General features: G+C 61.2%; 1 protein-coding gene. It reads right to left on the bottom strand.

The features are described from left to right. A partial coding sequence (locus tag A37A_RS17685) for a transposase (protein ID WP_018292075.1) occupies positions 1-361 on the bottom strand: 361 nt, incomplete at both ends.

Here is a 361-nt window from a genome sequence, read left to right as displayed (position 1 = left end):
CTCGACCAGGTGTTCAAGGTCCCATAGGCAAACTCGGTAAAGAAGCGGGCTGGCTTGCCACTCGACTCGCGCAGACGACGGGCTTGCTCCATCGAGGACTCAATGGTCCGACACACGCGCTCATTGCGGGCGAAGCCGAAGAGGTAGTCGACTTGATTGGCTTCGCACCAGGCCATGATCTCTTCCCGGCAGAAGCCCGAATCGGCCCGGAGCACGATCTTGACTCCAGGCCAACGGCTACGGAATTGCCCCACGATCCGGCTCACCTCCGTAAGGGAGCCCGCCGACGCATCCTGGTTCGATGGCCGAAGCCGGACGCCAAGGAGTTGATCGTCGGCGAAGATGTAGAGCGGCAAATAGC

It is taken from the genome of Verrucomicrobium sp. 3C, assembly GCF_000379365.1.
GTDB lineage: Bacteria > Verrucomicrobiota > Verrucomicrobiia > Methylacidiphilales > Methylacidiphilaceae > Methylacidimicrobium.
Note: the sequence above shows the minus strand (reverse complement) of the source record. Positions and strands in the feature narration are given on the sequence as shown.